Source organism: Pseudarthrobacter sp. GQ63 (assembly GCF_059758765.1).
Genome location: NZ_JCAXEF010000007.1, coordinates 106,019 through 126,596, shown reverse-complemented (window position 1 = coordinate 126,596; position 20,578 = coordinate 106,019). Strand labels below are relative to the sequence as shown.

The window sequence follows — 20,578 nt, the reverse complement described above, 5'->3', positions numbered from 1 at the left end:
CCCCGGTCTAGACGGCCTCGAGGATGCTCACGTAGTTGGCGATGCCCACGCCGCCCATGTTCTGGACTGCGGCCCGGCGGGGCTTGGCAAGCTGCATGCCGCCGGCGGTTCCGGTGAGCTGCATCGCCGAGATGACGTGCTGTGACACCCCTGTGGCGCCCACCGGGTGGCCCTTGGCCTTCAGCCCGCCTGAGACGTTCACGGGCAGCTTGCCGTCTTTGAAGACCCACCCTTCTTCGATGGCCCGGGCGCCCTTGCCCGGCTCGGTCAGGCCCATGGCCTCGTACATGAGCAGTTCCGCGATGGTGAAGCAGTCATGGACTTCGGCGAAGTCCAGGTCCGCCAGTTCGACGCCGGCCATCGCCATGGCGCGCTGCCAGGACACGCGGGTCGCGGCGAAGGCGGTGGGGTCCCTGCGGGCTGCCGGGAAGAAGTCGTTTGCCTGGCCGAAGCCGGCGAGGCGGACCGGAGCAGTGGCACCTCCCGTGGGGGACACGGACAGCACGACGGCGGCGGCGCCGTCTGAGACGGGGGAACAGTCCGTGCGGCGCAGCGGATCGGCCACCATGGGGTTCTTGTCCGACACGGTGCGGCAGAAGTCCTCGCCGAGGTCCTTGCGGAGCTGGGCGTAGGGGTTGTCCACGCCGTTGCGGTGGTTCTTCGCGGCGATGGAGCCCAGGACGTCACCCAGGTTCCCGGCGCCGTACCGCTTCCCGTAGTGCTTGGCCACCTCGGCGAAGAGCCCGGTGAAGCCGGTGGTGGATGCTTTGCCGGCCATGTCGTAGTCAGCACCCAGCAGCCCGGCCCCCACAACCTCGGCCCCGGCATGCGTCATCTTCTCGGCGCCGATCACCAGCACCGTCTTCGCCGTGCCCGCGAGCAGGGATTTCGTGCCCTGCTGGAACGCGGCGGAGCCTGAGGCGCACGCATTCTCCACCCGCGTGGCTGGAACGTTGGCCAGGTCCGGCGAGACCTGCAGCGCCAGCGAGGACGGGAAGGCGAGGGGCATCATGCGGGAGTTGAACTGGCCCACGTAGATTTCGTCGATCTGCCCGGGCTCAATACCCGCGCCGGCAATGGCCTCGGTGGCCACCTGGACGATCAGTGACTCCAGGGTCTCGTCCGCCAGCTTGCCGAACCGGCTGTGCCCCCAGCCGGTCAGCAGGACGTCCTTTCCGAACTGTTCCTGCAGGCTCATGCCGCCACTTCCTCGTTGTCCAGTTCCACGGTGAACCCTGCTCCGGTCTTCTCCCGGATCTCCTCCACGGTGACCCCCTGCGCCAGGCGGGTGAGCGTGAGCTGCCGCCTGCCGTCGTCGTCCTTGACGAGGTCAAACACCGCGAGGTCGCTGATGATCCGGTCCACGCAGCCCAGCCCGGTGAGGGGCAGGGTGCACTCCGTCACGATCTTGGCCGTGCCGTCCTTGGCATTGTGCTCGGTAAGGACCACCACGCGCGGGGTTCCGGCCACGAGGTCCATGGCGCCGCCCATGCCCTTGACCATCTTGCCGGGGATGGTCCAGTTGGCCAGGTCGCCGTTGCCGGAGACCTGCATGGCGCCGAGGATGGCAACTTTGACGTGTCCGCCCCGGATCATGCCGAACGAGGTGGCGGAGTCGAAGATGCTGCCGCCCGGGAGCACGGTGACCGTCTGCTTGCCGGCGTTGATCAGGTCCGCGTCCTCCTCGCCCTCGTAGGGGAAGGGGCCCATGCCCAGCAGGCCGTTCTCGCTTTGCAGGACCACGCGGACGCCGTCCGGCAGGTTGTTGGCCACCAGCGTTGGGATGCCGATGCCCAGGTTCACGTAGTCGCCGTCGTTCAATTCTTCGGCCGCAATCGCAGCCATTTCATCCCTGGTCCAGGCCATGGGGTTCTCCTTTTCGGTAGGTAGGTAAGGGGATCAGGCCGGCACGGCTTCGGATGCTGCACGGCGTGAAGCCGGACGCACCGTGCGCTGCTCGATGTCCTTGACCCGGTCCCGGGCCTGCACGAGTCGCTGCACGTACACGCCGGGGGTGACGATGTGGTTGGGATCCAGGTGGCCCGGTTCCACAATCACTTCGGCTTCGGCGATGGTCAGGAGGCCTGCGGTGGCAACGATCGGATTGAAGTTCCGGGCCGTGTAGCGGTAGATAAGGTTTCCGTCCGTGTCTGCAGTGTGCGCATGGACAAGCGCGACGTCGGCGCGGATGGCGCGCTCGCGGACGTACGTTTCGCCGTCGAACACCTCGTGCGGCTTGCCTTCGGCAACGAGGGTGCCCACTCCGGTCCTGGTGTAGAAGGCGGGGATGCCTGCTCCGCCGGCGCGGAGCCGTTCTGCCAGGGTGCCCTGCGGGGTGAACTCCACCTCCAGCCGGCCGGCCAGGTACTGCTCGGCAAACAGCTTGTTCTCGCCGACATAGCTGGCGATGACCTTACGGACCTGCCCCGCGTCGATCAGGATGCCCAGGCCTTTGCCGTCCACGCCCATGTTGTTCGAGACCACCGTCAGGTCCTTCACTCCGGAGTCCCGGACGGCTTCTATCAGATCCGCGGGGATCCCGCTGAGGCCGAACCCGCCCACAGCGAGTGTCATGCCGTCCCGCAGGACGTCCCCCAGGGCAGCGGCGGCAGTGGACTGAAGCTTTGTCATGACTCTCCTCATCGAGCATCCGGCCTTATCCACTTTGTGGACAAGAGGTCTGGAAGTGGACACTATGAGGGATTGAGGGGGGTGTCAAGACGCAGCTTTGACCCGATATTAGAGCCATTTCACACTGTGGACGGTATGATGTTGCCCATCCATAATGTGGACATTGAAGGGGAGGGTATGAACACTTTACCGGTACAGGGAGCCCAGGTAGTGAGCCGGATTGCAGGGCTGTTACGGCTCGTGGGCCGGAGCGCGGAGGGCATGGCGCTCACCGGCCTGGTCAAGGAATCCGGCCTCACCCGGCCCACCGTGCACCGCCTCCTCTCCTCACTCGCCTCGGAGGGGTTGCTGGACCACGACGCCGTTTCCGGCAACTGGGTGCTGGGTCCGGAGATCCTCCTGATGGGGTCGGTGGCATCAGCGCGGTTTCCCCTCGAGGACATCGCCCGGCCCAGCCTCCGCCGGCTGGCCGAAGCCACCGGCGAGAGCGCCTTCTTTTCCATTCGCCGTGGCTCCGAAACAGTGTGCCTGCTGCGGGAGGAGGGCAGCTTCCCGGTGCGGTCCTTCGTCCTGCACGAGGGCGTGCGCTTCCCGCTGGGCGTTGCCTCGGCCGGCACCGCGATCATGGCCTTCCTGCCGGAAGCCGAGCAGGAAGAGCTGCTCGTCCGCTGGGCGGAGCACGCGGGTGCTTTCGCTGCGTCACACACCCTGGAGCGGGTTCGGGCCAACCTTGCCCAGACCCGCCTGGCAGGCTACTCGGTGAATCCGGGCCTTGTCCTGGAAGGGAGCTGGGGAATGGGCGCAGCAGTTTTCGATGCCTCGGGCAGGCCCGCCTGGGCGCTCTCCCTGACCGGCATCGAACCGCGCTTCAAGCCCGAGCGGCAGGAGGAACTGGGCAGCCTCCTGATGGCCGAGGCCCACCGCATTACCCAGCAGCTGGGTGGAGCGGGGGACAAGGCGCGCCCGGCCCGCTGAAACCCTACAGCCCGGCGCGTGGCTCCTCGGGGCCCTGGTGCCTCCACCACGTATCAAAGATGGTGACCGGGACGGTGCGCTTGTGCCGCGTGCGCAGGTACTTCTCTTCGATGGACGCAGCCGCTGATTCAGGCACGTCCCGGCCTTCGAGGTAGTCGTCGATCTGGTCGTAGCTCAGGCCGAGCTCGTCCTCGTCGGTGCGGCCCGGCCTGTCGTCCAGCAGGTCCGCCGTGGGCACTTTTTCCCAGACGCGGGCGGGGGCGCCGAGCTCGGCCAGCAGGGCCCGGTTCTGCCGCTTGTTCAGGCCGAAAAGCGGAAGGATGTCCGCGCCGCCGTCGCCGTACTTGGTGAAGAAGCCTGTGACGGACTCTGCGCCGTGGTCCGTGCCGATGACCAGGTAGTTGTGTTCTCCCGCCAGCGCATACTGGGCGATCATGCGGGTGCGTGCCTTGGTGTTGCCCTTGTGGAAGTCGGATATTTCCGAGCCCACGGTCTTCTCGAACTCATCCTCGAACCCGTCCACGGCGGCCGAGATGTTGAACGTCCACTGGGTCTTGGGCTGGATGAAGTCCAGGGCGGCCTGGGCATCCTCCTCGTCGTGCTGGACGCCGTAGGGCAGCCGTACCGCCACGAAGTTTGCGTCCACCCCTTCGGCCTCGAGCTCGTCCACCGCCAGCTGGGCCAGCTTCCCGGCCAGTGATGAGTCAAGTCCGCCGGAAATGCCCAGGACGAAGCCCTTGGTGTGGGTGGCCTTGAGGTAGTCCTTCAGGAATGTGACGCGCTTGCGCACCTCCCCGGCGGGGTCGATCCGGGGCTGGACGCCCATTTCCTCAATGATCTTTGCCTGGAGTTCGCGCATATGGTCCAGACTAGCCAGCCGCGGCGACAGGCCTCAAGCATCCACACCGGCCCGCCCGCACTAAACTGGAGACCATGACTTCCCCCAGTGACACTGCAGTGGATACTGCAGCCGCCCGTGCCCGACTGCTGGAACTGATCAAGGAACTCGCCGTGGTCCGCGGCAAAGTAACCCTGTCCAGCGGAGCCGAGGCTGACTACTACATCGACCTCCGCCGGATCACGCTGCACCACGAGGCCTCCAAGCTGGTGGGCCAGGTGATGCTGGCCCTGGCGGACGACGCCGGCATCGACTTTGAGTGCGCCGGCGGGCTCACCATGGGCGCGGACCCGGTAGGTACCGCAGTGATGCACGCCGCCGTGGACGCCGGGCGGACTGTCGACGCGTTTGTGGTCCGCAAGGCGCAGAAGTCCTACGGCATGGGCCGCCAGGTTGAGGGCCCCTCCGTGGAAGGCCGCAACGTCCTGGTACTGGAGGATACGTCCACCACAGGCGGCTCCGCGCTGACGGCGGTGGAAGGCATCCGGAAGGCCGGAGGCAACGTGGTGGCCGTGGCCGTCATCGTGGACCGCGACACCGGAGCCAAGGAAAAGATCGAGGCCGAAGCCGGTGTGCCCTACCTGTTCGCATTCGGCAAGGACGAGCTCGGCCTGTCCTGAGCATTCGTCGCCACGGTACTTAGGTCCAACGGGCCGGTTGGGCGGCCGCCGGCCCGTTGGACCGCAACGCGGGGCTGTTCTATCATGTGCGATAACCCCTCTTCCCGTACGGAGAACGTGCACCATGCTCCCCCCTGAACAGCCCTTGAGCACCACCGACCAGGTCCAGAACCTCATTTTGGAAAGCGCCGACTTCGAGGACTTCCTCAACGAACTGGCGCGTTTTTCCGCGCACCAGATGGCCGGCGACGGCGACGACGCCCTGTGCGGCATCACGCTGCTCCGCGACCGGAAGGCCGCCACCATCGGCTGGAGCAGCGACTCGGCCCGGGAAGTGGATGAGATCCAGTACTCCCTCGCACAGGGCCCCTGCCTCACGGCCGCCAAGGAGGAACGCGAAGTCAACGTTCCGGACCTGTTTGAGGAGAACCGCTGGGGCCCCGACTACGCTGCAGCCGTTGCCTCCCATGGGCTGCGGTCCGTGCTGTCCCTGCCCTTCAACCTCCACGGGGAGGCGAAGGCCGCGCTCAACCTGTACTCGGACGCCCCGCACAAATTCGACGAGCGTGCCGTTGCGAGGGCACGCGAATTCACCCGCGAAATCTCCCAGGCGCTCCGCCTGGCCGTGCGGTTCTCCCTCCACACGGACAGCGCCGCCAATCTCCGCGCCACCCTGGAGTCCCGGACCATCATCGACCTCGCCATAGGAATTGTGATGGCCCAGAACAGGTGCAGCCAGGAAGTCGCAGTGGCCATCCTCACCGAAGCCTCCAGCAACACCAACACCAAACTCAGGGACATTGCCAAGTCTTTGGTTGACTCGGTGGGAGGCGTTGGAAGCCGCACCCACTTCCAGGAGCCCGGAAAGCGGCAGGCCGACCAAAGCGCATAGCCGGCAACCGGCCCACTTCCTTGTTACTGACGGGTTGTGCCGGGCTTCTGCGGGGGGTTACGCTTACCGAGGTTGAGCCGTCGGCCATAGACACCCTCTTTTGGAGTACCTATGGACCGCGCATTAAATGCATTCGTTAACCTTGATGTCCCTGCCGACGTCGTCCGGATCGATATCAGGGGCAGCCTGAACCAAAGCTCCCGCCCCGAACTCGTGCACATTATCCGGCGCGTCCGCCGGATGGGAATCCGCTCCCACATCCGCGTTGACCTCTCGGCAGCCGAGAAGGTGGAGTCCTCCGCCCTTGCCGGCCTCCGGAGCGACCTGAACGCCATCGATAGCGACACGCTGCCGGGCATTTACGGCAGCGGGGTGTCGTTGGTCTTTTCCCCAGGCTCGGACGGATGGGCCGGGCAGCCAGACCCGACGCAGCAGCCGCTGGCACTCATCGACGTCCTCACCGACATGACGGAGGACGGCGAGGACTTTGCTGATGGCTACCCGCTGGTGCCGACCGGACGCCTGGAAGAGCTGTGCGGCCGGCCGCTGGAGGAGTACTCGGACGCCGAACTGCTGACTGCAAGCGACTGGATTTTCGGCCTGCTGGACACCCCCAGTGCTTTCGCCGGCCCGGACCTGCTGGGCCGGTACAACGACATTGGCCTGGAGTTCCGCCGGCGCCGGCAGGAGGACGCGGTACCCCTGACCGCCTCGGAGGGCCAGGCGGCAAGTTGAGAGGTGCCCGCTGACCGGGTGTCACTCAATGGTTACACCGGGATTCTTGCGGCAGCGTCTTCGATTGTGCCTACGGTAGAGGCGTGCCGTATGAGGGGGAGGTAAGTCCGCAGGGCCGGCCCGTGGTCCCAGGGGCCCGGCTGCTGGCAGAAGGTGCTGCCCTCAAACAGTTCTCACGGCGTGGCTTCCTGGCAGGCACCGGTGCTGCCGGGCTGCTCGCGGCAGACATGCTGCTGACCCGGGAGGTGCAGGCCCAGCGCCGCACGGACCGGATCCTCACTGTTGCTGACGACTTTGCCGACACCTACTACCCGGACGCCAGCTGGTTCCTGTTCCCCGGATACAAGACCAGCTGGGAGGAGTCGCAGTGGATCCTCAACTCGCTCCGCGGGGCCCTGAACAAGCGGGCGCGGCTGGCCGCCGTGGGGTACTCCAACCAGGGCCTGGATATAGACGACATCGTCATTGCCGTCATCGAGCATGTCCGGGCCCAGAAGCTCACAAAGCTGTTCTTCTACGGCCACAGTTTCGGCGGAATGGTGGCCACCCAGGTTGCTGCACGGCTCCTGGAAATCCACGGTGTGGAGGTTCAGTTCATCGTGCTGGACTCAAGCCCCTACAGCAAGCACGATGTCCTGGACCAGAGCTGGTTCGACGGCGTGGTGTTCCTGTACGAGCGGGGCTTCCGGTTCCCGTCCACCCTTCGCGGAGGGTACGAGCTTGGTGAGCGGGTCATCCACAAGGACGAGCGGAGCTGGCGCCAGATCCTTGACCAGACCCTCGAACAGCTGTCCCCGATTGCTCCCTCGAGCCTGCTGATCCAGTCCGAATCGGCCTACATCTACTACTTTGACGGCAGCAGGTTCGCCGGCAAGCTGGGTGCCGCCAAGATGGCCTACATCGGCAACCCCCGGGACCGCACGGTCCGCTACCAGACGGCGGTGGAGGCCTGGGCCGTGGCATTCAAGGCGAACATGGTCTCGAGCAGCCTGCACACCGAAGGCGCCAGGCCTGCCCACGCAAGCCCCGGATGGAACCCCAACGTGTACCGGCCGGTCCTTGAACAGCTGCTGGACGAGCACTTCCCGCTGCCCCGCGGCGGATCCCGGGTGACAGTCTTCTAGGGCCCCTGCTAGATCTGGTTCTTAAGATCGGCCACGGAGTTCAGGACCTGGTTGGGCCGGAACGGGTATGAACCGATCTCGTCGCGCTGGGTGATGCCTGTCAGAACCAGGACGGTGTGCAGGCCGGCTTCCATGCCAGCGATGATGTCCGTGTCCATCCGGTCCCCGATCATCGCCGTGGTCTCAGAGTGGGCATCGATCTGGTTCATGGCCGAGCGGAACATCATCGGGTTGGGCTTGCCCACAATGTAGGGCTCCCGCCCGGTTGCCTTGGTGATGAGTGCTGCGATGGCCCCGGTGGCCGGCATGGGGCCGTCCTTGGACGGCCCGGTGGCGTCCGGGTTGGTGGCGATGAAGCGGGCGCCGGCCAGGATGAGGCGGATGGCCATGGTGATCGCCTCGAAGGAATATGTGCGGGTTTCGCCGAGCACGACGAAGTCCGGGTCCTGGTCGGTGAGGATGAAGCCTGCCTCGTGCAGCGCCGTCGTAAGTCCTGCCTCACCGATGGTGTAGGCGCGGTTACCTGATCCGGAACCTTCCACCTGGTTCTTCAGGAACTGGGCGGTGGCCAGGGCCGAGGTCCAGATGTTCTCTTCGGGGACCTCCAGGCCGGACGCGCGCAGCCTGGCAGCCAGGTCGCGCGGGGTGAAGATGGAGTTGTTGGTGAGCACCAGGAAGCGCTTGGACGTGTCCACCCAGCGCTGGATGAGCTCGGCGGCGCCTGGGACTGCCTGGTTCTCGTGCACCAGGACACCGTCCATGTCCGTAAGCCAGCACTCGATCTCCTGGCCGCTGCGGTATACCGCCGGGTTTCCTGCTACCTGGTCTGCTTCTGCCACGTCTACCTCCACGGGTGATGAATGCTCCAGTGCTCCAGTCTAGTGTTGAGGGGTGAACCAAGCGCCCGGCCTCCCAGACGAACCCAACCCCCAACCTGAGGAGGCCCGCCCGCACACGGCGGAGGTCGGCGTCGGGCCCTGGGAGGGTGAACTCCCGGAAGGGGACCACTGGGACCCCGATCTCCTTGCCGACGGGGACCGCCGCAACGTGCTGGACAAGTACCGGTACTGGAAGCACGAGGCGATCGTGGCGGAACTCGACTCGCGGCGCCACAACTTCCATGTCGCCATCGAGAACTGGCAGCACGACCTGAACATCGGCACGGTGGTGCGCACCGCCAACGCGTTCCTAGCGAAGGAAGTGCACATCATCGGACGACGCCGGTGGAACCGGCGGGGCGCCATGGTCACCGACCGCTACCAGCACGTCCGCCACCACCCCACGGTGGAGGACTTCGTGGCTTGGGCAGAGGGGGAGGGCCTGGCGATCATCGGGATCGATATCTTCCCCGATTCGGTTCCGCTGGAAACCTACGAACTGCCCAAGGACTGCGTCCTGGTATTCGGCCAGGAAGGACCCGGGCTGACGCCGGAGGTCCATGAGGCCGCCGTGGCCACCCTGTCCATCGAGCAGTTCGGCTCCACCCGGTCCATCAACGCGGCCTCCGCCGCGGCCATCGCCATGCACGCCTGGGTGCGCCGGCACGTGTTCCACCAGCACGTGGGGCGTAATCCGGAACACTCTTCGGGCGTAAATGACTAGGATGGTGCTAGCCGTAAGCGGTACTCCAGGGTTACCAGCCCACAGACGAACCTCAGCATAGGAGTCAGCATGCCCATTGCAACCCCAGAGATCTACTCCGAGATGATCGACCGCGCAAAGGCGGGCGGCTTCGCATTCCCGGCCGTGAACGTGACATCCTCACAGACGCTGAACGCAGCCCTGCGCGGCTTCGCCGAAGCCGAGTCCGACGGCATCGTCCAGGTCTCCACCGGCGGTGCGGCCTACTGGTCCGGCGCCTCAACCAAGGACATGGTTGCCGGTTCCCTGGGCTTCGCGGCGTTCGCCCGCGAAGTCGCCAAGAACTACGGCGTCAACATCGCCCTGCACACGGACCACTGCCCCAAGGACAAGCTGGACGGCTTTGTCCTGCCCCTGCTCGCCGCCTCCGAGGCTGAGGTCAAGGCCGGCCGCAACCCGATCTTCAACTCGCACATGTGGGACGGCTCCGCCGAGACCCTGCAGGAAAACCTGCGCATCGCCCGTGAACTGCTGGAGCGCACCGCTGCCGCCAAGATGATCCTCGAGGTCGAGATCGGCACCGTGGGCGGCGAGGAAGACGGCGTTGAGAACGAGATCAACGAGAAGCTCTACACCACGGTGGAAGACGCCCTGGCCACCATCGAGGCACTGGGCGCCGGCGAGAACGGCCGCTACATCACGGCCCTCACCTTCGGCAACGTCCACGGCGTCTACAAGCCCGGTGGCGTCAAGCTCCGTCCGGAGATCCTGAAGGACATCCAGGCCCAGGTGGGTGCGAAGATCGGCAAGGACAGCCCGTTCGACCTCGTCTTCCACGGCGGCTCCGGCTCTTCGGACCAGGAAATCGCCGACGCAGTCTCCTACGGCACCATCAAGATGAACATCGACACCGACACCCAGTACGCCTACACGCGTCCGGTTGCGGACCACATGTTCAAGAACTACGACGGCGTCCTGAAGGTCGACGGCGAGGTTGGCAACAAGAAGACCTACGATCCGCGCGTCTGGGGCGCCTCCGCCGAAGCCGGCCTGGCAGCCCGCGTGGTGGAAGCCACCAAGCAGCTCGGTTCGGCCGGAAAGACCTTCTAGATGTCGGACGAGTTCCGCCGGAATTTGATGGGCCCGGAACCCACGCTCCTGCCTGCCGAGACCGAGGTCTACGAGCAGCTGGACGCGGGCCAGGAGGCCCTGGACCTCGTGGCCAAGCACCCCACCTCGTCACTGTTGTGGGCCGTGCTGGCCGAGGAGGCCTGGGCGGAGGGGCGCACCATCGATTCCTATGCCTACTCCCGGGTGGGCTACCACCGGGGACTGGACTCGCTGCGCCGCAACGGCTGGCGCGGTGTGGGGCCCATCCCGTGGGAGCATGAGCCCAACCGGGGCTTCCTGCGGGCCCTGTACTCGCTGGGCCGGGCTTCCGCCGCCATCGGCGAGGCGGAGGAGCCTGAGCGGATCGAGAAGTTCCTCAATGACTCCGACCCGTCGGCGAAGGCTGCCATCGAGGCGAATTAACAAGCACTGAACAAAGCGCGACGGCGGCAGGTCACCTTTTGGAGAAAAGGTGACCTGCCGCCGTCGTAAGCGGTGATTCTCGTGACATGGGCCCATGTCCGCACGGAGCCGGCGCGGACCTGCGAGGTCAGGGGGCGGATGAGGCCTTTTGCAGGCCGGTGCGTGCCATGGCATCGGTGTAGGCGACGCGCATGTCCTCGAGGTACTCCTCCTGGCGGGCCGGCGAACCGGCGAACGCGCGGCCGCTGAGGGAACGCACCTTGTAGGTCTTCAGTCCGCGGCGCCACAGCAGCGGAACTTCGGTCTTCAGCAGCAGGTTGGCGAGGCGGTTGGCCTCGGTGCCGTGCGCCACGATCACCGATGCGCGGGGAACCAGCGCCAGGAACTTCAGGAGCGGTTTGAGGCCGGCGGAGATCTGGTCCGGGGTGAACTTTCCGTTGGGCTCTCCCGGGACGTGCCACGGGTGGACGTTCCACGGCATCACGAATTCGGGGCGAAGGCCCAGCTTCCACTGGATGCCGAGCATCCGGGTCACGGCATCGTGGTCCCCGGGGGTGATGAACCCGGACTTGTCGGCCTCGCCGATGTTCGAGTACAGGCTGATGATGCGGCACTCGTCCACGTCGTGCATGGGGTCGACGTAGGGCACCACGGTGCCGGGCTTGGCGTCCTGCAGGGAATCGCACAGTTCATTGACGGCCGCGACGTTGGGTTCGTAGCGGCGGCTCAGGAGTTGCTCATGGAAAGATTCGGGTGCCAGGGCTGTCATGTAGTGCTTGATCTCCTGCGGGGATTGTTGTTGCTTCCGCCGGCGAAAATGGGCGCACGATGGCACAGCTCATCAACGGCGGTTAGTTGGGGTGGGCCGATTCCTGGTCGGCCTTTCCCAGTTTAGCAAGCCCCGCGAAACGAAACGCCGGTCCAGGGCAACCAATAAACGCGGGGCACAGGGTTTCGCAACGTAATAACTGACTGCAGATTCCTGTCACGTCCATTGACAGCATTCGTTCAGGTTGGTTGGCTTTTGTCACAGCCTGCACATGGGGGGATCACCGCTGGCTGGACACACCCTATGCACTCGAAAGAGGTACCGCACCGTGAGAAAAACCCTGGCAACCTTCAGGACCCTGGCACTAACGGGAGCCCTGGCACTGGCGGCAGTGACCGTCCCGGCACCGGCCCTCGCCGTCGGCGAAGGCCCCAACTATGACGGCAACGGCCAGATCACCACATCGAAGCTTGCCACCTATGACCAGATGGTTGCGTTCCTCAAAGACCAGGACGCCCGCCAGCCCGCCATGGAACTGGAAGTCATCGGCCAAACGGTCAAGGGCAGGGACATCCACCTGGTCAAATATATTTCGGACCCCGCCAAACCCACCATCCTCTACCTGACGCAGCAGCACGGCAACGAACAGCTCACCACCGAGGGCGCCTTGGAATTCGTCAAGCACCTGGGCACCGGCAAGTCAGGGGACATCCTTGACGGCGTGAACATCCTCGTTGTTCCCATGCTTAATGCTGACGGCGCCATGGGTGACGTGAATTTCTCCTTGGAGGACTACATCGCCAAGGGCGACCGCAACATGACCCGCTACAACGCCAATGAAGTGGACCTCAACCGGGACCACGTGGCCAAGGTCCAGCCTGAAACGCAGGCGCTGCACAACAACGTGATGCGCAAGTACCAGGTGGACTACATGATCGACCTCCACCACCAGGGCACCCGCAGTGAACGCGACGGAAAGCTGGTCTCCGGCTCGATCCTGTACCCCACCACGCCCAACGCCGATCCTGCAGTGGTGGAGAAGTCCAAGCAGCTGGGCGCGGTGGTCTTTGACAATGTCGACTCCACCGGCTGGGGCCACCTGGGCAAGTACGTGGGCGGCAGCGCCGAGACCATCAGCCGCAACGGCATCGCCGTGGAGTACGGCATCGCGACGCTGCTCTTCGAGATGCGCGGCATGTCCGACCACTACCTCGACGGCTACGCCCTGGGGTTGCGGAGCAACGGCTACCTGATCAAGCAGACAGTCACCACGCTGACCGCCACCGCCGCTGCGATCGCTGACGGTTCAATCGCCGATGCCGACACCTCCTTCTGGGACAGCCTGGCCACCCAGACCTCCCGGCCCGGCGAGGAGGCCGACGACGAGTAGCAGCACCTGCTGATGCTCCGCCGCGGTCCCTTCCTGCAGCAGCCCCTGCGCTGCGGGAAGGGCCGCGGCGGACCAACGAGTGGACAAAGTCGCCCATCGGCTAAACTTGGGTGGTAAGGGCCCCGGAACTCTTGCGTCGCTGTGCCGCCATCGGACCAGTGACAGCCGGTACATTCGGGGCATTCTCATGAACGGCGCTGCGCAGGACCGCCACAGTGTGGCCGGAACCGGGCAGCCCGAACGAATGGGGGAGGATCCCATGCCAGCAATTGTGATCGTAGGAGCCCAGTGGGGCGACGAAGGAAAAGGCAAGGCCACCGACCTGCTCGGCGGCCGTGTTGACTACGTCGTCAAGCCGAACGGCGGCAACAACGCCGGGCACACCGTCGTCGTAGGCGGTGAAAAGTACGAACTCAAGCTGCTGCCGGCAGGCATTCTCAGCCCCAACGCGGTCCCTATTATCGGCAACGGCTGCGTGGTCAACCTTGAGGCCCTCTTCCAGGAAATCGACGGCCTGCAGGCCCGCGGCGCCGACACCTCAAAGCTCCGCGTCTCCGCCAACGCCCACCTGGTGGCCCCGTACCACCAGGTCCTGGACAAGGTCACCGAGCGCTTCCTCGGCAGCCGCGCCATCGGCACCACCGGCCGCGGCATCGGTCCGGCCTACATGGACAAAGTGGCCAGGCTCGGCATCCGCGTGCAGGACGTCTTTGACGAGTCCATCCTCCGGCAGAAGGTGGAAGGCTCCCTCCGCCAGAAGAACGAACTCCTGGTCAAGGTCTACAACCGCCGCAGCGTCGTGGTGGATGAAATCGTGGATTACTTCCTGTCCTTTGCTGAACGGCTCCGCCCGCTGGTCATCGACAGCACGCTGGTCCTGAACACCGCGCTGGACGAGGGCAAGGTGGTGCTGATGGAGGGCGGCCAGGCAACGTTCCTGGACGTGGACCACGGCACCTACCCCTTCGTGACCTCCTCCAACCCCACGGCCGGCGGCGCGTCCGTTGGTTCGGGCATCGGGCCCACGCGCATTTCACGCTCCATCGGCATCATCAAGGCCTACACCACCCGCGTTGGTGCCGGGCCGTTTCCCACGGAACTCTTTGACGAGATGGGCATGTACCTCCAGAAGACCGGCGGTGAGTTCGGCGTCAACACCGGACGCCCCCGCCGCTGCGGCTGGTACGACGCCGTCCTGGCGCGCCACGCTTCGCGGGTCAACGGCTTCACGGACTACTTCGTTACCAAGCTGGACGTCCTCACCGGCATCGAGCAGATCCCTGTCTGCGTGGCCTACGACGTCGACGGCGTCCGGCACGACGAAATGCCCATGACGCAGACCGAGTTCCACCATGCCGTACCGATTTTCGAGTACTTCGAAGGCTGGACCGAGGACATCACCGGCGCCCGCACCCTCGCGGACCTCCCGGAGAACGCGCGCAACTACGTCCTGGCGCTCGAGAAGCTGTCCGGGACGCGCTTCTCCGCGATCGGCGTGGGCCCGGACCGGGACCAAACCATCGTGGTGAACGACCTCATCAACGACTGACCGGTCCGTGATCGGGTAGAAGCATGAAATTACGACGGCGGCGGGGCACCTTTGCAAAGGTGTCCCGCCGCTTGTGTCTGCCCGGGCGGGAAGGTCCTGCGGCAATTTACACAGGGTTAACGTGGTTGGTCTTGTGAGGCTGCCGGGAAGCCCGCGAGACTCGTTTGTACACCCTGTGACTCCGAGGAAGGACTTGCCATGGCCGGGAAATTCGAGGCATTTGTTGACTCTGATTCGTCTTTCAGGTTCCGGCTCCTGGCTCCTGACGGCGCAGTGATGGCCGTGTCCGGCCCATACCAGGACAAGGCCGCCCTTGCTGCCGGCATCGCCGCCGTCCGGGAGTGCGCCGGTACCGGACTGGTCACAGATCTTTGTTCCGCCGGGGCCGCAACCCGCCAGGCCCGCGTCCCTGCTCCGGCGGAGGAACCGGTCATTGCTGCACCCCGGACAGAGTGCGACGACCAGCGCGTCCCCGCCGGAGGGCACACCTTCGTTTTCGCCAAGGGCATGCGGCGGCAGGGCACCCGGCCCCGCTGGACTGCCGCGGCCCGCTGACCTGCAAAAATTTTTCAAAGTTTTTCCGTGAGCGCGTAACCCTTTGCGTGCCTGCAGCGATTACCCCTATGTAGCGCCGGCCTGGAACTTGTCCCCCATCACGTTCCAGGCCGGCTCTTTCACTTTCCGACGGCAGGGGCAGCTGCCTTGTCAGACGGGCAGCAGACGCGTGGCGGTCCCGGGCGGTGGTTACTGGGCGGTAAAGTGAGGCGGGGAAAAGGCGTTCCGCAAGCCGGGCGGCCTCTCCGCGCACCCAACCCCATCTTTGACCGAAAGCTCCACGTCCGTGACTGATGCCCTGACAGACGAGGCCCTGGACGGCCCCGCCGGGACAGCAGTGTTCAGCGTTGTCTACCGGACGTATGCATCACAGGTCCTGGGCTATCTGACGGCCCGGGGAGTCGAGGATCCGGAGGCAGCCATGCAGGAAGTGTTCCTCTCCGTCCTGCCGCGTCTCGGCTCGGTGCACGGGGGAGCCGCCGGGCTGCGGACGTTCATCTTTTCGGTGGCCCATGCCCGCATGGTGGACGACCACCGGCGCCAGAGCCGTACTCCCGCCAAGCTCCCGTTTGAACCTGAGCTGGACCTGCGCGAGGATTCGTCGGCAGAAACAGAAGCGCTGAAGCGGATAGCACCGCAGGAGGTCCTTGGCCTGCTGGACGCGCTGCCGCAGGACCAGCGCGAGGTACTGGCCCTCCGCCTCGTGGCCGGGCTTACCGTGGAGCAGTCCGCGGAAGCCATGGGCAAGAGCGAGGGCGCAGTAAAGCAGCTACAGCGCCGGGCGCTCCTGAAGCTCCGGGAACTTGCGGACGTTAAGGAATACCTGAAGCCATGACACCACAAGCGCACCTCACAGCGGACGCTGTGGAGGAGATACTCCTCGACGCGGGCCTTGGGCAGGACGCGGACCTTCGCCGGGCCCTCCTAGCCGTAGGTTCGTTGGCGGACCTGCCCGTGCCGGCTCCCACGGGACAGCTGGCTGCCCTGCTGGCCACCGGTACCTGCGATGCAGCCGGGAAGGACGCCAAGGGCAGCAGCGATACGGCCCAGGGAACCCCGGGCGACGAACTCGGGCGGCACCGCCTGCTGCGTGCGCACCGGCCCACCGTCGTCGGGCTGGCGCTGCTGGCAGGCATGGGAATGGGAGTTGGCACCGTGGCCGCCAGCTCCCCGGGCCCGGCCCATTCCGGAAGCCCCTCCGTGCAGCAGCTGCTCGAGGACTGGTCACCGTCCTGGACTATCCGTACACCCCAGGCAGCCGCACCCGGACCACTCCAGGAGGGCAGCGACGACGCTGCGCAGGATGACGGCGGACTGGCTGGCGGCACCACCCCTGGAGGGGAACCGCCGGTGGCGCCGCAGCCCGCGGAGGAGTCCGGGCGGGCCACAGCCTTCCTGCTGCCCGGCCAGGGCTGGGAGGAACCCGGCGAAGTTCCCGCGGCTGGCGGACAGGACGGGACGAAGGAACCGGAAAAGAACGGCCACGCAGCAGAGGACGATGCAGCAGCAGGGCCGGAGCAAACCGGTGGGCCGGATGCCGGGGACCGCAACGGGAACGCCCCGGACACGTCAGGGCAACTGCCGGTTGATGCTCCCGGTGTGCCGGGAAAAGCCGGACAGGGACCGTCAGGGCGGGGAACTGAGGCAGCCGACGGAGAGAAACCCGTGCCCGGGGCCACGTGGCGGGAAAAGTTCGTCCGCTAGCTGTATTGACCTGAGAGGCTGAGGACGCTGCGCAGCGGGGTGCACGCTTGTCGCCGCTGCCTCCGCGTAGGCTGAACCCATGGGCCACACGAACGATCCTGCAGTCATAGAACGCCTGATGCGCACCAAAGGACGCTGGGCCATTGTCGGCCTGAGCACCAACGAATGGCGGGCCGCGTTTGATACCTCGCTGTTCATCCGCGACCGGCTGGGCATGGAAATCATCCCCGTCAACCTGCCCGGCGACCCCGTCCACGGCGAACCCGGGTACCGCAGCCTCCTGGACGTCCCGGCCGCCAAGCAGCCCATCGACGTCGTGGACTGCTTTGTGAACTCCCGGAAAGTTGGGGCTGTCGTGGACCAGGCGATTGCGGTGGGCGCGAAAGCGGTGTGGATGCAGCTGGGCGTCGTCGATGAGGCGGCAGCCAAACGGGCCAAGGACGCGGGGCTGGACGTTGTGATGGACAGCTGTCCCGCGCAGCAGGCGTGGAAGTTCAATCTCTGAGAGGCCTTCAGCTTTAGCTCTAGAGCAGCTCCGGATAGTGCCGCTCCGTGACATCCGGGTGCGCCCGCATCCTGCCTTTCAGCATGTTCATTCCAAACGAGGCCAGCAGGGGGTTCGCCGGATCATCCGTGATTCCCCTCGCTGCAGCCTTCAACTCCGGCGGCAGCGGCACCGGCTGGATGACCGCGTCGAGCCGCGGAGACCAGAAAAACGGAACGGAGTACCGGTCCACCCCCGGCGGCGGTGCCTGTACCCGGTGGATGGTGGCCGCCAGGTAGCCTTCCGTAGCCACCTCAAGCATTTCGCCGAGGTTCACCACCAGCGCCCCCGGGAGGGGTTCCACCGGAACCCACGCTGCCGCACCTGGCGGCAGGACTTCCAGCCCGCCCACGTCGTCCTGGAGCAGCAGCGTGACGAATCCGTAGTCTGCGTGCGATCCCACGCCCTGGTCTCCAGCGGCCTCCACCACGCCGCCCACGTAGTGCACCAGCTTGCCCATCCATGCCGGTGACCCTTGGAACGGTTCGTCGAAATAGTCCTCCGGAAGCTGCAGGGAAACGGCGATCCCCCTGAGAAGCTCCATCCCCACTGCGGACATCAGTTCAGCCCAGGCCATGGCCACGGGGCGAAGTTCGGGGAACGATTCATCAGGCCAGAGGTTGGGGCCCTGCAGCAGCCAGAACGGCTGGTCCTCCGGATAGTCCGTAACAGGCTGCCGCTCCGGCGAGTAGTCGATCTGCTCCCGCGCGTCTGCCCTTCCCTGGGTGACCTCGGTGCCCATCCGGGTGTAGCCGCGGAAGTGTGGAGATAGCCGGTTGTCCAGCTTCAGGCGCTCCTCGAGCGGAAGGCTGAAGAACCGCCTGATGGTGTCCAGAAGCTGTTCCGGTTGGCCGGGGACCGCGCCGTAGCCGGTGATCTGGAAGAAGCCCACATTGTGGGTGGCGTACCGCAGCTGCCCGATGAAATCCGGGCTGAAGGACCCGTCGGCCTGCCGTGCCGTGGCCAGGTCCAGAACAGGTATCAGCCCCTGATCGCGTGCCATCCTCGCAGACTAGCACCGGAAGCGTTGGCTTTATAGGCTTCCTGGATGGACCCCGACGCACTGCGGAAAGTTTGCCTCTCATTCCCCGGAGCCTACGAGGATTACCCCTTCGGGCCGGAGACCGCTGTCTTCAAGGTGCGCGCCTCCAGTGCCGGCGGTTCCCCCACACAGGGCAAGGTCTTTGCCTTATCGTCGATGAGCACGGACGGTTACGTGAACCTCAAGTGCGAGCCGGGTCTGGCGGTACAGCTCCGCGCCGCGCACCCTGAAATTACGGGGGCCTGGCACATGAACAAATCCCACTGGAACGGTGTGCGGCTTGATGGAACGCTTCCTGACGACATGGTCAGGGACATGGTGGAGGACTCCTACGACCTCGTGGTGGCAGGGCTGAGCAGGAAACAGCAGGAGCAGCTGGGGTGGGCTCGGCTGAGCGGATCGGCGGGTACGGAACGTGGCTGAGAAAAGGCCGGCCGGGGGTGGGCTCAACTATCCCGGGATTGGCAGCACCCAGCGCGGCACCGTCCCTGCGGGTTACCCGGGTGTCCTGGAGGAAGCCTTCCTGGGCTGTGGCATGGTGGTGTACCAGCGGGTTGCCGCCGGCATCCTGGGCTGGGAACTGCAGCGGCGGGCGGGGCTCCGCGTCCGTGCCGATTCACCCGTGGCGGCACCGGGGGTGCGGGTGGTCAGCGGCTTCGGTGCCGGGCCTTTCCGGCTGAACGCTCCGTGCCAGGTGGTGTGGGTTCGGGAACCTGGGCAGGAGCGGATTCCGCAATCAGCTGGCTTTGGCTACGGAACGTTGCCCGGGCATCCCGCGCGGGGCGAGGAATCCTTCGAAGTGGAGATCAACGGGCGTGGAGAGGTGTTCCTGCGGATCCGGGCTTTCAGCAAACCAGCCAACTGGTTCTACGCTGCCGGCGGACTGGTCACCCGCGCCGCACAGCGCCACGTGACGTCCCGGTACATTGAAGGGGCACGCACTCTCGCCTCGGAAGGAATGCCCCCGTGATCTTCATTGTCGTTAAGTTCAAGGTCAAGCCCGACTGGTCGGAGCGCTGGCTCGACCTGGTGTCCGACTTTACCCGGGCCACGCGGCAGGAACCGGGAAACCTGTGGTTCGACTGGTCCCGCAGCGTGGACGACCCCAACGAGTTCGTCCTGGTGGAAGCCTTCAAGGACGACGCCGCCGGCGACCACGTCAACAGCCCCCACTTCAAGCAGGCCATGGCAGACATGCCGCAGGCCCTGGCCGAAACCCCCAGGATCATCAGCCGCCAGCTCGACGGCGAAGGCTGGGACCGGATGGGCGAACTCACCATCTGAGCCCATCGATTGCTCCGTACCTGCCGTTTTGGCCCGCCTATACGGCAGTTAGAAAGCAGTCGATAGCATGAAGGTATGTGGATCGGCTGGATCGAATTCGACATCCTCCTGGGCGACGTCCAAAGCCTCAAGGAAAAGCGCTCGGTCATCAGGCCGCTGCTCGCAGAGATCAGGCGGCGCTTCGACGTCTCCGTCGCCGAGGTGGGGGACCAAGACCAGTACCGGCGCTCGCAGGTGGGCGCCGGGCTGGTCGCGGCCGACCGCGCCCACCTCATTGAGGTGCTGGACGCCGTCGAACGCTTTGTGGCAGCCAGGCCGGAGTTCGAACTGCTCAGTGCGCGGCAACGTGACCACCACAGCGAGGACTGATCCCCGCTCCCACCCATCGATTGCTGGGTAATTGTCGTTTTCAGGCGCCAAAACGACACCTGCTCAGCAATCGATGGGGCATGTGCATAACTTCTGCGTGGTCTGGCCCATTCTGGTGTCATGGACCGATGAAGACCCCACGCCCCCTGCCGGAGGAGCTCCGCGGCCGCCCATTCACCCTCGTCGATGCCTCGCTGGCCGGAGTGTCCTCACGCCGCTGGCGGCACAGTTCCATGGAGCGCTTCGGCCGGGGCATCCGGATGGAAAGCGCGACGGCGGCACTCCCCTTAAGTGTCCGGGTGCGGCCCTTCATCGAAGCTCATCCGGGCGGGCTCGGATTCGCCCTAGGAAACCCTGCTGCGGCTGGCCTTGGTCCGGGCAGG

Annotated in this window: 25 protein-coding genes; 18 read left to right on the top strand and 7 right to left on the bottom strand. The window is 65.6% G+C overall.

Features of this window, described 5'->3' with window-relative positions; all coding sequences use genetic code 11:
* Positions 1-7: 7 nt before the first annotated feature.
* From AC6CHP_RS13215 to AC6CHP_RS13205, 3 genes are read right to left on the bottom strand one after another with little or no spacing between them, the layout of a single operon-like run.
* The gene (locus tag AC6CHP_RS13215) at positions 8-1,198 is read right to left on the bottom strand and encodes an acetyl-CoA acetyltransferase (protein ID WP_498230364.1); all 1,191 of its coding nucleotides are present in this window, start codon (positions 1,196-1,198) and stop codon (positions 8-10) included.
* On the bottom strand, positions 1,195-1,866 hold the full coding sequence (locus AC6CHP_RS13210) for a CoA transferase subunit B (protein WP_377193524.1): 672 nt from the start codon (positions 1,864-1,866) through the stop codon (positions 1,195-1,197). Before AC6CHP_RS13210 ends, AC6CHP_RS13215 begins: the two co-directional genes overlap by 4 nt.
* Before the next feature lie 33 nt (positions 1,867-1,899).
* Positions 1,900-2,631, bottom strand: coding sequence for a CoA transferase subunit A (locus tag AC6CHP_RS13205; protein WP_377193522.1), 732 nt, complete (start codon positions 2,629-2,631; stop codon positions 1,900-1,902).
* A gap of 177 nt (positions 2,632-2,808) precedes the next feature.
* On the opposite strand from AC6CHP_RS13205, the gene AC6CHP_RS13200 reads away from it, so the two are divergent.
* On the top strand, positions 2,809-3,606 hold the full coding sequence (locus tag AC6CHP_RS13200) for an IclR family transcriptional regulator (RefSeq protein WP_498230362.1): 798 nt from the start codon (positions 2,809-2,811) through the stop codon (positions 3,604-3,606).
* Positions 3,607-3,610: 4 nt separating this feature from the next.
* Here the strand turns inward: AC6CHP_RS13200 and nadE are convergent, their stop codons facing one another.
* Positions 3,611-4,465 (bottom strand): NAD(+) synthase, encoded by an 855-nt coding sequence (gene nadE, locus AC6CHP_RS13195; RefSeq protein WP_188731924.1) that lies wholly within the window; start codon positions 4,463-4,465, stop codon positions 3,611-3,613.
* Positions 4,466-4,539: 74 nt separating this feature from the next.
* Between nadE and pyrE the strand changes: the two genes are divergently transcribed.
* The 4 genes from pyrE (at position 4,540) to AC6CHP_RS13175 (ending at position 7,875) form a co-directional block, all read left to right on the top strand.
* The gene (gene pyrE / locus AC6CHP_RS13190; protein ID WP_104188175.1) at positions 4,540-5,124 is read left to right on the top strand and encodes an orotate phosphoribosyltransferase; all 585 of its coding nucleotides are present in this window, start codon (positions 4,540-4,542) and stop codon (positions 5,122-5,124) included.
* A 124-nt stretch (positions 5,125-5,248) separates the two neighbouring features.
* A complete protein-coding gene (locus tag AC6CHP_RS13185) occupies positions 5,249-6,016 on the top strand; it encodes a GAF and ANTAR domain-containing protein (RefSeq protein ID WP_498230359.1) in 768 nt (255 codons plus the stop codon).
* 111 nt (positions 6,017-6,127) lie between these two features.
* A complete protein-coding gene (locus tag AC6CHP_RS13180) occupies positions 6,128-6,751 on the top strand; it encodes a hypothetical protein (RefSeq protein WP_377193516.1) in 624 nt (207 codons plus the stop codon).
* Positions 6,752-6,834: 83 nt separating this feature from the next.
* Complete coding sequence (locus tag AC6CHP_RS13175) at positions 6,835-7,875, top strand: alpha/beta fold hydrolase (protein WP_498230357.1); 1,041 nt, start codon at positions 6,835-6,837, stop codon at positions 7,873-7,875.
* Positions 7,876-7,883: 8 nt separating this feature from the next.
* On the opposite strand, the gene AC6CHP_RS13170 is transcribed toward AC6CHP_RS13175, so the two are convergent.
* A complete protein-coding gene (locus tag AC6CHP_RS13170) occupies positions 7,884-8,714 on the bottom strand; it encodes an HAD-IIA family hydrolase (RefSeq protein WP_229675429.1) in 831 nt (276 codons plus the stop codon).
* Between the two features lie 52 nt (positions 8,715-8,766).
* Between AC6CHP_RS13170 and AC6CHP_RS13165 the strand changes: the two genes are divergently transcribed.
* From AC6CHP_RS13165 to AC6CHP_RS13155, 3 genes are all read left to right on the top strand, one after another.
* Complete coding sequence (locus AC6CHP_RS13165; RefSeq protein ID WP_188731915.1) at positions 8,767-9,477, top strand: TrmH family RNA methyltransferase; 711 nt, start codon at positions 8,767-8,769, stop codon at positions 9,475-9,477.
* Between the two features lie 69 nt (positions 9,478-9,546).
* Complete coding sequence (gene fbaA, locus AC6CHP_RS13160) at positions 9,547-10,566, top strand: class II fructose-bisphosphate aldolase (protein ID WP_028272257.1); 1,020 nt, start codon at positions 9,547-9,549, stop codon at positions 10,564-10,566.
* Positions 10,567-10,989 carry a DUF3151 domain-containing protein gene (locus AC6CHP_RS13155; protein WP_427116300.1) on the top strand — a complete coding sequence of 141 codons (423 nt, stop codon included), beginning with the start codon at positions 10,567-10,569 and terminating at the stop codon, positions 10,987-10,989.
* A gap of 127 nt (positions 10,990-11,116) precedes the next feature.
* Here AC6CHP_RS13155 and AC6CHP_RS13150 read toward each other — a convergent pair whose 3' ends face one another.
* On the bottom strand, positions 11,117-11,758 hold the full coding sequence (locus AC6CHP_RS13150; protein ID WP_188731913.1) for a uracil-DNA glycosylase family protein: 642 nt from the start codon (positions 11,756-11,758) through the stop codon (positions 11,117-11,119).
* 328 nt (positions 11,759-12,086) lie between these two features.
* On the opposite strand from AC6CHP_RS13150, the gene AC6CHP_RS13145 reads away from it, so the two are divergent.
* From AC6CHP_RS13145 to AC6CHP_RS13120, 6 genes are all read left to right on the top strand, one after another.
* Positions 12,087-13,148, top strand: coding sequence for a M14 family zinc carboxypeptidase (locus AC6CHP_RS13145; RefSeq protein ID WP_066273598.1), 1,062 nt, complete (start codon positions 12,087-12,089; stop codon positions 13,146-13,148).
* Positions 13,149-13,407: 259 nt separating this feature from the next.
* The gene (locus AC6CHP_RS13140; RefSeq protein WP_104188403.1) at positions 13,408-14,697 is read left to right on the top strand and encodes an adenylosuccinate synthase; all 1,290 of its coding nucleotides are present in this window, start codon (positions 13,408-13,410) and stop codon (positions 14,695-14,697) included.
* A 198-nt stretch (positions 14,698-14,895) separates the two neighbouring features.
* Positions 14,896-15,252: a YegP family protein gene (locus tag AC6CHP_RS13135; RefSeq protein WP_188731909.1), complete on the top strand. Its 357-nt coding sequence runs from the start codon at positions 14,896-14,898 to the stop codon at positions 15,250-15,252.
* Between the two features lie 286 nt (positions 15,253-15,538).
* The gene (locus tag AC6CHP_RS13130) at positions 15,539-16,087 is read left to right on the top strand and encodes an RNA polymerase sigma factor (RefSeq protein WP_104188194.1); all 549 of its coding nucleotides are present in this window, start codon (positions 15,539-15,541) and stop codon (positions 16,085-16,087) included.
* Positions 16,084-16,956: a hypothetical protein gene (locus tag AC6CHP_RS13125; protein ID WP_498230352.1), complete on the top strand. Its 873-nt coding sequence runs from the start codon at positions 16,084-16,086 to the stop codon at positions 16,954-16,956. Before AC6CHP_RS13130 ends, AC6CHP_RS13125 begins: the two co-directional genes overlap by 4 nt.
* A 79-nt stretch (positions 16,957-17,035) precedes the next feature.
* Positions 17,036-17,461 carry a CoA-binding protein gene (locus AC6CHP_RS13120; protein ID WP_377193508.1) on the top strand — a complete coding sequence of 142 codons (426 nt, stop codon included), beginning with the start codon at positions 17,036-17,038 and terminating at the stop codon, positions 17,459-17,461.
* Positions 17,462-17,480: 19 nt separating this feature from the next.
* Here AC6CHP_RS13120 and AC6CHP_RS13115 read toward each other — a convergent pair whose 3' ends face one another.
* Positions 17,481-18,503 carry an isopenicillin N synthase family dioxygenase gene (locus tag AC6CHP_RS13115; RefSeq protein WP_498230349.1) on the bottom strand — a complete coding sequence of 341 codons (1,023 nt, stop codon included), beginning with the start codon at positions 18,501-18,503 and terminating at the stop codon, positions 17,481-17,483.
* A 45-nt stretch (positions 18,504-18,548) separates the two neighbouring features.
* On the opposite strand from AC6CHP_RS13115, the gene AC6CHP_RS13110 reads away from it, so the two are divergent.
* The 4 genes from AC6CHP_RS13110 (at position 18,549) to AC6CHP_RS13095 (ending at position 20,195) form a co-directional block, all read left to right on the top strand.
* The gene (locus AC6CHP_RS13110) at positions 18,549-18,965 is read left to right on the top strand and encodes an MmcQ/YjbR family DNA-binding protein (RefSeq protein WP_498230347.1); all 417 of its coding nucleotides are present in this window, start codon (positions 18,549-18,551) and stop codon (positions 18,963-18,965) included.
* The gene (locus AC6CHP_RS13105; protein ID WP_498230345.1) at positions 18,958-19,512 is read left to right on the top strand and encodes a DUF1990 domain-containing protein; all 555 of its coding nucleotides are present in this window, start codon (positions 18,958-18,960) and stop codon (positions 19,510-19,512) included. Before AC6CHP_RS13110 ends, AC6CHP_RS13105 begins: the two co-directional genes overlap by 8 nt.
* On the top strand, positions 19,509-19,826 hold the full coding sequence (locus tag AC6CHP_RS13100) for a putative quinol monooxygenase (protein WP_188731896.1): 318 nt from the start codon (positions 19,509-19,511) through the stop codon (positions 19,824-19,826). Before AC6CHP_RS13105 ends, AC6CHP_RS13100 begins: the two co-directional genes overlap by 4 nt.
* 75 nt (positions 19,827-19,901) lie before the next feature.
* Positions 19,902-20,195, top strand: coding sequence for a DUF503 domain-containing protein (locus tag AC6CHP_RS13095; protein ID WP_310111736.1), 294 nt, complete (start codon positions 19,902-19,904; stop codon positions 20,193-20,195).
* Positions 20,196-20,578 lie beyond the last annotated feature (383 nt).

Coding starts and splice junctions, on each gene's coding strand:
- AC6CHP_RS13150 (WP_188731913.1), bottom strand. CDS start 11,758: ATGACAGCCCTGGCACCCGAATCTTTCCATGAGCAACTCCTGAGCCGC.
- AC6CHP_RS13210 (WP_377193524.1), bottom strand. CDS start 1,866: ATGGCCTGGACCAGGGATGAAATGGCTGCGATTGCGGCCGAAGAATTG.
- fbaA (WP_028272257.1), top strand. CDS start 9,547: ATGCCCATTGCAACCCCAGAGATCTACTCCGAGATGATCGACCGCGCA.
- AC6CHP_RS13140 (WP_104188403.1), top strand. CDS start 13,408: ATGCCAGCAATTGTGATCGTAGGAGCCCAGTGGGGCGACGAAGGAAAA.
- pyrE (WP_104188175.1), top strand. CDS start 4,540: ATGACTTCCCCCAGTGACACTGCAGTGGATACTGCAGCCGCCCGTGCC.
- AC6CHP_RS13120 (WP_377193508.1), top strand. CDS start 17,036: ATGGGCCACACGAACGATCCTGCAGTCATAGAACGCCTGATGCGCACC.
- nadE (WP_188731924.1), bottom strand. CDS start 4,465: ATGCGCGAACTCCAGGCAAAGATCATTGAGGAAATGGGCGTCCAGCCC.
- AC6CHP_RS13135 (WP_188731909.1), top strand. CDS start 14,896: ATGGCCGGGAAATTCGAGGCATTTGTTGACTCTGATTCGTCTTTCAGG.
- AC6CHP_RS13185 (WP_498230359.1), top strand. CDS start 5,249: ATGCTCCCCCCTGAACAGCCCTTGAGCACCACCGACCAGGTCCAGAAC.
- AC6CHP_RS13125 (WP_498230352.1), top strand. CDS start 16,084: ATGACACCACAAGCGCACCTCACAGCGGACGCTGTGGAGGAGATACTC.
- AC6CHP_RS13095 (WP_310111736.1), top strand. CDS start 19,902: ATGTGGATCGGCTGGATCGAATTCGACATCCTCCTGGGCGACGTCCAA.
- AC6CHP_RS13205 (WP_377193522.1), bottom strand. CDS start 2,631: ATGACAAAGCTTCAGTCCACTGCCGCCGCTGCCCTGGGGGACGTCCTG.
- AC6CHP_RS13155 (WP_427116300.1), top strand. CDS start 10,567: ATGTCGGACGAGTTCCGCCGGAATTTGATGGGCCCGGAACCCACGCTC.
- AC6CHP_RS13110 (WP_498230347.1), top strand. CDS start 18,549: ATGGACCCCGACGCACTGCGGAAAGTTTGCCTCTCATTCCCCGGAGCC.
- AC6CHP_RS13215 (WP_498230364.1), bottom strand. CDS start 1,198: ATGAGCCTGCAGGAACAGTTCGGAAAGGACGTCCTGCTGACCGGCTGG.
- AC6CHP_RS13180 (WP_377193516.1), top strand. CDS start 6,128: ATGGACCGCGCATTAAATGCATTCGTTAACCTTGATGTCCCTGCCGAC.
- AC6CHP_RS13200 (WP_498230362.1), top strand. CDS start 2,809: ATGAACACTTTACCGGTACAGGGAGCCCAGGTAGTGAGCCGGATTGCA.
- AC6CHP_RS13115 (WP_498230349.1), bottom strand. CDS start 18,503: ATGGCACGCGATCAGGGGCTGATACCTGTTCTGGACCTGGCCACGGCA.